The 7540-nt window shown below is 44.0% G+C and carries 8 protein-coding genes and 2 pseudogenes; 6 read left to right on the top strand and 4 right to left on the bottom strand.

Annotated features, from left to right (window positions below; all coding sequences use genetic code 11):
* From QUA50_RS19810 to QUA50_RS19800, 3 genes are all read right to left on the bottom strand, one after another.
* Positions 1-155: element excision factor XisI family protein (locus QUA50_RS19810; protein ID WP_333266077.1), on the bottom strand; the 155-nt coding region annotated here is incomplete at its 3' end.
* Between the two features lie 280 nt (positions 156-435).
* Positions 436-1113, bottom strand: a complete 678-nt coding sequence (locus QUA50_RS19805; protein ID WP_333266075.1) for a hypothetical protein — start codon at positions 1111-1113, stop codon at positions 436-438.
* The gene (locus QUA50_RS19800; protein ID WP_333298974.1) at positions 1110-1634 is read right to left on the bottom strand and encodes a hypothetical protein; all 525 of its coding nucleotides are present in this window, start codon (positions 1632-1634) and stop codon (positions 1110-1112) included. Before QUA50_RS19800 ends, QUA50_RS19805 begins: the two co-directional genes overlap by 4 nt.
* A gap of 383 nt (positions 1635-2017) precedes the next feature.
* Here QUA50_RS19800 and QUA50_RS19795 point away from each other — a divergent pair, with 383 nt between their 5' ends.
* The 4 genes and pseudogenes from QUA50_RS19795 (at position 2018) to QUA50_RS19780 (ending at position 4538) form a co-directional block, all read left to right on the top strand.
* Positions 2018-2239: a hypothetical protein gene (locus QUA50_RS19795; RefSeq protein ID WP_333266070.1), complete on the top strand. Its 222-nt coding sequence runs from the start codon at positions 2018-2020 to the stop codon at positions 2237-2239.
* Between the two features lie 103 nt (positions 2240-2342).
* Positions 2343-2672, top strand: a complete 330-nt coding sequence (locus QUA50_RS19790) for a hypothetical protein (protein ID WP_333266068.1) — start codon at positions 2343-2345, stop codon at positions 2670-2672.
* A gap of 71 nt (positions 2673-2743) precedes the next feature.
* A pseudogene (locus tag QUA50_RS19785) lies at positions 2744-3854 on the top strand (ISKra4 family transposase).
* Between the two features lie 36 nt (positions 3855-3890).
* Complete coding sequence (locus tag QUA50_RS19780) at positions 3891-4538, top strand: Uma2 family endonuclease (RefSeq protein ID WP_333266066.1); 648 nt, start codon at positions 3891-3893, stop codon at positions 4536-4538.
* A 73-nt stretch (positions 4539-4611) separates the two neighbouring features.
* Here the strand turns inward: QUA50_RS19780 and QUA50_RS19775 are convergent, their stop codons facing one another.
* Complete coding sequence (locus QUA50_RS19775; protein ID WP_332970604.1) at positions 4612-4809, bottom strand: helix-turn-helix transcriptional regulator; 198 nt, start codon at positions 4807-4809, stop codon at positions 4612-4614.
* 172 nt (positions 4810-4981) lie between these two features.
* Here QUA50_RS19775 and QUA50_RS19770 point away from each other — a divergent pair, with 172 nt between their 5' ends.
* Together QUA50_RS19770 and QUA50_RS19765 are read left to right on the top strand one after the other, a co-directional pair.
* The gene (locus tag QUA50_RS19770; RefSeq protein ID WP_333254274.1) at positions 4982-5191 is read left to right on the top strand and encodes a hypothetical protein; all 210 of its coding nucleotides are present in this window, start codon (positions 4982-4984) and stop codon (positions 5189-5191) included.
* A gap of 314 nt (positions 5192-5505) precedes the next feature.
* Positions 5506-6561: pseudogene (locus QUA50_RS19765) on the top strand (ABC transporter ATP-binding protein); the annotation flags it as partial.
* Positions 6562-7540 lie beyond the last annotated feature (979 nt).

The following is a 7540-nucleotide window of genomic DNA, read 5'->3' as shown; positions in this document are numbered from 1 at the left end:
GTTCTCGGAATTGCGGTGGAGTTCAGATACAAGCCCACATCTCCGGCGGTACTCCGCTTGATGCTGGGTAGTTGACTCCAGATTTTTCCATCTTTCAGGCGAACGTGGATGACATTGCTTTTGATGCGATTATCTTGATACCAACCCATTTTCATGAGAAGATAAGTAGTTGCACATAATTAATTACACAGATTCTCGGCTCAAACCCTTACAAGCGTAAAGAGTCTTTATGTAATTAATTTTGTTTGGTTACTTAGTGCTCGTGAATCGGGTCGAACAGCAAAACAGATTCGACATCGGAATTGCCCGAAGTTAGCTGCTGGTATTCTTCGAGGAGTTTTTAGATGAAGCTTCGGTAGCGTTCGAGTTTATCCATCTTTCAATGAGCTCCTGGATTGGATCGAAAACCAAAACGATATTTCTTATCCAATTTTTTTATTTAAAATCGTCAGTTAAGTCCAAGGAAATAACTCGATCGGGCGCAAGAATACCTCCGACTTTTATTACTTGCAATTCTCCGGTTTCTTGCGGATACTGTGCTTTCACTCGGGCAATTGCTGCATCTAAACTAGAAGCCTGAGCAATATACACTTTTTCCAGAGAGCTTAGCACCCAAATAGGTTGGGGCCACTTATGTCGGGGTTGTAGAACACAATTGTTAATTACTTGGCAAGTATACAGAACAATTTGCTCGATCGCGCTTGACGAACAAAACTCACCCAATTCCGATTCAATACACTGTTTGAGTTCTCGTGCCGGAATGTATTCTGCAACTGATTCAAAGGGCGCTAATTTCGGTTGTGGATTAGACGTTCGAGTGCTTTCTTGCACTACTAGCGATTCTATAAAATAACTCACTTGGGTGACGATTGAGTCAAAATCTACCTCCATCAATAAATGACCTAAATACTCCCTCAACAAATTTCTTAACTTCTCATCAGATATATTGATGCCGCAGGTTTTTAGATAAACTGAAGGTCGATCTCCTAAATTCCGACCACAGCCCACTTCTCCGTTAGCTGCATCTTCAGCTTCTACCAGTTCCATCAAACGCTGGTGGCGGATTGTATCGTTTATTGTGGATTGAGGCTCGGAGGGAATTGATTTACTCATATTTCTGTCCTTAATATTTCAAAGTAATTAAGATTGTCGGGTTCTTCAGGATCTGGGCCGCAGTCCAACAGCCCCACTCTCAATTTTCTATAAAATACTAGCGCACTCCTCAATGCGTGCAAGCCTATTCTCCCTTGATATCCTAATTCTTCGCTGCGAGCGATCGCAAAATTTATCAGAGTTCCACCTACTCCTTTATAAGTAGGAGGATTGGTGATAGCAGGTCGATTCCAAGGAGCCGTTGCTAGGGCCCTGACATACACCAATCTACGTCTTAATTGAGACTCAATATAGCAGCGCTTTTTGAGAATATCAATTGTCATTAAACATTGAGTTATGCCATCGCACTCGATGGCGTATAGTTCGTCTCCCGGTAAAAATTTTGTACGATAACTTTTGCTCACCCAATCCCAGTATTCATCTTCTTCTCCACTACCTCTAAGGATTGGTTCCCAGAGGGTTGCGGCATCTTCTAAATGCTTTTGGGTAACAGAGGTCAGGATGGCATCAACCACCTGCATATTTCGAACTCGAAGAAGCTGGATGGGGCGATTCAATTGCAACACCTAACTCGATAACTAGATTATAGCCTAATACAGTTTCTAACGTTGATAAATTTATCATCAAGATTTGGAAAATCTTCTGTTTGAGAAATGGTTAAAAGAGAAACTACAAAATATGAATGGCAAGTTGAATTACTAGCTTAAATTGAGGCGAGCGCTTATACTTGATACTTTTTGTCAACCTCTTTTACTGAACTGGCGTTCTAAACAACTTTCATACAGCTCCCCCCTCCAAATGGAGGGGGTAATTTTTAGTGAACGAAATCGCTCACAGGGATGAAGTTGCAAAAACTAAATGCGATTTAAGTTAAAACTATTCACCACATAAACTAAGAAAAACCATGCACAATTCATCGCTCGAACCTAATTCCGGCTATAACAACTCCGGTTACGAATCGCAACCCGATTTGACTGTCGGTTACTCATCACCTAGGGAAGTTGGTCAAGGTAATTTTGACGACGCTTACCAAGAAAATGTTTATGATTTGTCCAACTTAGCAGATACTCCTTGGACAGATTCAGCAGTCCGGCCGAATCCACAGTTGGAACTAGAGCTTGATTAAAGAAAAAAGCGAATATAAAGAAATGCAGTCCTGCACGCATCAACTCAGAAAGAATAGAGCAGCTTTCTTTTTCGCGATTTTAGTTAACATCAAGAGGATTTCCATGAACAGTCCCAAGCCGTTAAAAAAATCAAGCCAGATAGGCTTTGCCTTAATAGCTGCCAGTACACTCTGCCTAATTTTTGCTTTCATCTGCATTACTTTCTTAAGCTTTCCATTAATTGCTAGCGCCAGTCCTTTACCTACTAAAATTTGGGAAAAAGAACAATCTAGAGTTTTGCTGTCAGATTGGAGCCAGATTACCTTTAGTTCCCTGCCCGCCGTTGCTAGTTCTGGAAGTTCTGGCGGTCGAAGCTGGCAAGCCGGCACTTCTGTTGACAAGTTGACATTTGCATGGGAACATCCCACTTTAGCTGTCAGTATAAATACTTAGACAATTATCTGGCTAAGCTGATGGCATAATAGAAAGCAGATAAATTACCATAATCTAAAATCCAAGTTAGCATGACCCCAAAAGAACAGCAGAAGATCAAAATAAATCTCCAAGAAATAGCAGAGATCCTTTATAAGAATACCCCAGTAGACAATCTACAAAGCTTTGAATCCGTAGAACTGAGTGTGAGGGAACATTTAATTGAGACAGTAGCACCAGAAATTAGCGGTTTTTTTTTCAATCGGCGGGGGGAAAAGGTTCGGGTAGAAAAAGAACCATAAAAATTTGTGTAGGAGAAATAACTCTATCGAGTAAACAAGCCCAAAGGTTGGGAGTAAAGAAGGGAAGTCGCCTGAGTCCTAATTTGGAAAAATGTTGTTTATTATTAGTGGGAAATGAATCTTTTGCCAAGGCAGAGAGAGACCTCAAAATGTTGACAGGGATTTATGTACCCCATAGTACACAACATCGACTATTAGAGCGTTACGAATTCTCCTCTGCTCAAGCTAGCGAGCAAGTAGAAGCATTGAGTATAGACGGAGGAAACGTCAGACTGAGAACTCCATTAGGAGAGCAAAGTGTTTGGAGGAATTATAAGGCGGTTAAGCTACATAGTCAAGTAGGAGCAGCCTTCTTCCAAAATAATCCAGACTTAGTAGCATGGGTAAATAGCCAACTGCCACCTCAAGCGATAACCTGCTTGGGGAGATGGTCATGATGGGGTGTGGAATCTGTTTAATCAAATTGGGACTACAGAGCAAAGAAGAGAGGTATTAGATTGGTATCATTTGAGAGAAAATCTACATAAAGTAGGGGGGTCACTCAAACGACTCAGAAGAGTCGAGAGCCAACTGTGGCAAGGGTCAACAGTAGAAGCTAGAGCCGAATTTGTAGGAGTGAGAGCTAAAGAAAGTAAAAATTTCCAGAATTATCTGAGAAAACATCAGTCAAGAATCCCAAATTACCAGAATTATCTTGCATCAGGGTATTGATATTGGTTCTGGAGCTGTAGAGTCTTTAATTAAACAGATTGGAGCAAGAATTAAGATTGTAGGTGCACAGTGGAACGAAAAAAACGTGCCTCAAATTTTAAGACTCAGATGTGCATATTTAAATAATGAGATTAAAATGGGTAGTTATGCTGAGTTAAAAAGCGGGATGCTCCCGTTTGCATTTGATTGAGTGGTGTTATACGATCGAGATATTTGGGAGAAAAAAATGAGTGGACTAAAGACTAAATTGCCAACTGATATCTGGGTGGTAGCGACATGGGAAGAATTCATCGCGATGGCAGATGACCCAGCTTACAGTAAAGCCAAATGCTATTACCGCAACGGACAAATGAGGATTGAAACTATGTCAGTAGGGCCAGACCATGCAAGTGACAATACAGTTATCAGCTTTGCTGTTAACTTATTCTGCACCATAAAAGGTATTTCTCTGAAAGGACTTACTAACTGTAGTTACCGGAAAACGAAAGTCAGAGAGTGTCAGCCAGACGTATCTTACTACATTGGAGAAAGAGCTAAATTAGCACCTCAAGGAAGTTCGATCGCAAGTCTTGACGTTACCCCACCGCCAGATTTGGTCATAGAAGTTGCTGATTCCACTTTGGCTGATGATATTGGTGAAAAACGGTTGCTTTACGAAGAGTTAAAAGTCGCTGAATATTGGGTAGTGGACGTGCAGAAATCTCAAATTATTGCCTTTGCTATTATTGCTGATAATGGCAGTCGGCGGCTTGTGCGATCGGAAGTTTTGCCGGGATTAACTATTGCTTTCTTGGAAGAGGCTTTGCGGCGGAGTCGCACTGAAGATCAGGCACAGCTAGGGGCTTGGTTGTTGGCTCAATTTCAGCAGCAGTAATCCAAATAGAAAGCGATCGCCCTCTCTGCAAAAAAGCGCGATTGTCCAACCTAATTTATCTTAACTCCCCAAGCTAAACTACTAAATCTTCGATCGAGAATTTCAATAAGTCGCACAGGGCTTTCATCTGTGCTGGGTATAGCTTGGGGACGTGTCTGTCGGTTTCCCAGTTGATTACTGTGGATTCCACCACATTACACGCTCTTGCCACTTGTATTCGAGTCAAACCTAGACTTTCACGTCTTTCTCTTAGCTTTTGCCCCAGCGTCATTATCTGTCCCGTACTTAGTTCAGTTTATTCTATTTATTCAGTTGACTATATGTAGTTGGTGTCACAACCTAGAGATAGACACAAAGTCTAACAAAAGTCAAAAGCCAGTCCGCGCCCTAGACAAGCATTGAACTGGCTTTGGCTCCAACACTGAATGGAGACAAACTTAATTATGCCCTACAAACAGCGCCTTAACAGGTGGTTGGTTGTTCGCCTGCTTCCCAATATGCAGCGAATCACTGTGGCCCACTTTTTCAGGCATTCCGATGCTGACGGCTATCTGCGGATCGTCCGGCAGTTAATCCCCCATGCTCAATTTGTGATTGTTTTTAATGCCGATATCAACCTAGAAACAGCGCCTAACAACATCGAAGGCAGCTAGTAGAGGGTTCGGTTAGGTACAGAATCGACTGGTAGGGTGCGTCAGTTGGTAGCGATTCGATGTACATCGGCTAATCATTTCCGCGCTTGGCACCCTACTACCTAGCATTTTGCTTCAAAGTCCGATCGACCCTTATGATAGATTTGGTTCTTGCCAGACTACACTGGAAGACAAAATCAAATTAAAAATTTCGCCATAAATTCGATCTACCCGCCGATCGGGCGGGACTCTCAAATTCGTGGAACAGGCGTCCCGCCTGTGGTTGGCAAAGTAAATCTAAAATCTAAAACCTAAAATCGCGTGACTTCTGACAAATGATTGAAGTAGAACACTTAAGCAAAACTTACGGTTCGACCGCAGCGATCGCGGACGTGTCTTTTTCGGTCGAATCAGGAGAAATTCTCGGGTTTTTGGGGCCAAACGGCGCTGGCAAAACCACAACCATGCGGATTTTGTCGGGATATTTGCCGGCATCCAGCGGTACGGCCCGCATCGCCGGCCTCGACGTTCACGAAAACTCGATGGCAGTCAGACAGCGCATCGGTTATCTGCCGGAAAACCCGCCGCTTTATCCAGAAATGACTGTGGAAGGGTTTCTGTTTTTTGTGGCCAGGATCAAGCAAGTGTCGGCGGGCGATCGCGCGCGACGAGTTACCTCCGCGATCGAACGCTGCGGCCTGGTTGATAAACGCAAAGTTTTAATCCGCAAGCTTTCTAAAGGATTTCGCCAGCGCGTCGGTATCGCCCAGGCGATCGTCCACGACCCCCCGGTCATTATCTTAGACGAACCAACCGTCGGTCTCGACCCCCGACAAATCATCGAAGTCCGCAATTTAATCAAAAGCCTTGGCGGCCAGCACACAATCATCCTTTCCACGCACATTCTCCCGGAAGTCAGCATGACTTGCAACCGCGTCACCATCATCAATCGCGGAAAAATCGCCGCTGCGGGTACTCCCGAAAATTTGATGGGAGAGTTGGCGGTGGGAGAGGGTTACGAACTCGAAGTTGAAGGCGAGGCCGATTTGGTAAACAGTCTGCTGTTGCCTTCTTTGGAAAATGTGCCGGGAGTTCGATCGGTGGAATTGATTCCAAGCCAGCAATATTTAGTGAATCGCTACCGCCTGCGGGCCTTGTGCGAACCGGAAAGAGAACCCGGACGAGAAATTGCTACAGCTATCGTCGCCTCTGGATTTGGACTGTGCGAAATGCGTCGCTCTCGCGCTACTCTCGAAGATGTCTTTTTAAGGCTGACAGCGGCTGAAAAGAAACCAGAAGAAAATCTGGTTCACAGCGAACCGGAGGTCGATCGAAATCTGCAACAAGCAGCAGAAATTCAAAACTCGATCGCCGATTCTCATCAATCTGAATCGCAACCGACGATCATCCCGGACAATCTGCCCGTTTCAAATAAACCAGAGTCTCTCTATGATTCTCATTCAGCATCGGAACCAGTTGCAGAAGCTGAAGAGTTACTTTCTGATTCTCATTCCGCATCGGAACTGGTTGCAGAAACCGTAGAGCCGATAGAACTTTCTCCACCAGAATTAGAATCAGTTGCAGAAACCGCAGAGTTGATTGAACTTTCTCCACCAGAATTAGAACCAGTTGCAGAAACCGTAGAGCCGATAGAACATCCTCAACCAGAATTAGAATCAGTTGCAGAAACCGCAGAGCCGATAGAACTTTCTCCACCAGAATCAGAACCAGTTGCAGAAACCGTAGATTTGAGTGAAGCGAAGCATCTCCGTTTGGGTGTCACAGGAACCCGAGGCTCTTACTCGCTACAGATATCTAAACAAGCAAGCAGGATGCTCACTTTTGTAAAAAAAGTTTTTTATAAAAGTGAGAGACTCCCGATAGAACCTTCTCCACCAGCACCAGTTGTCGAAAATCTAGAAGTTTCAGAAACCGTAGAGTCGATCGAGCATTCTCAACCAGAACCGATAGTCGAAAATCTGCCCGTTGTTTCAGAAACAGTAGAGTCGATCGAGCATCATGAACCAGAATCCGAACCAGTTGTCGAAACACCAGAGTCGAGCCAACCTTCTCAACCAGAACCGGTTGTCGAAAATTTGCTCATTGTCGAAACAGTAGAGTCGATCGAGCATCATGAACCAGAATCCGAACCAGTTGTCGAAACACCAGAGTCGAGCCAACCTTCTCAACCAGAACCGATAGTCGAAAATCTGCAAGTTGTAGAAACCGTAGAGTCGAGCCAACCTTCTCAACCAGAACCGGTTGTCGAAAATCTACTTATTGTTGAAAGGCAAGAGTCGAGCCAACCTTCTCAACCAGAACCGATAGTCGAAAATCTGCAAGTTGTAGAAACCGTAGAGTCGAGCCAAC

The sequence above is a fragment of the Microcoleus sp. M2_D5 genome (assembly GCF_036701935.1).
Taxonomy (GTDB): Bacteria; Cyanobacteriota; Cyanobacteriia; order Cyanobacteriales; family Microcoleaceae; genus Microcoleus.
This window is presented reverse-complemented; position numbering and strand designations above follow the sequence as displayed.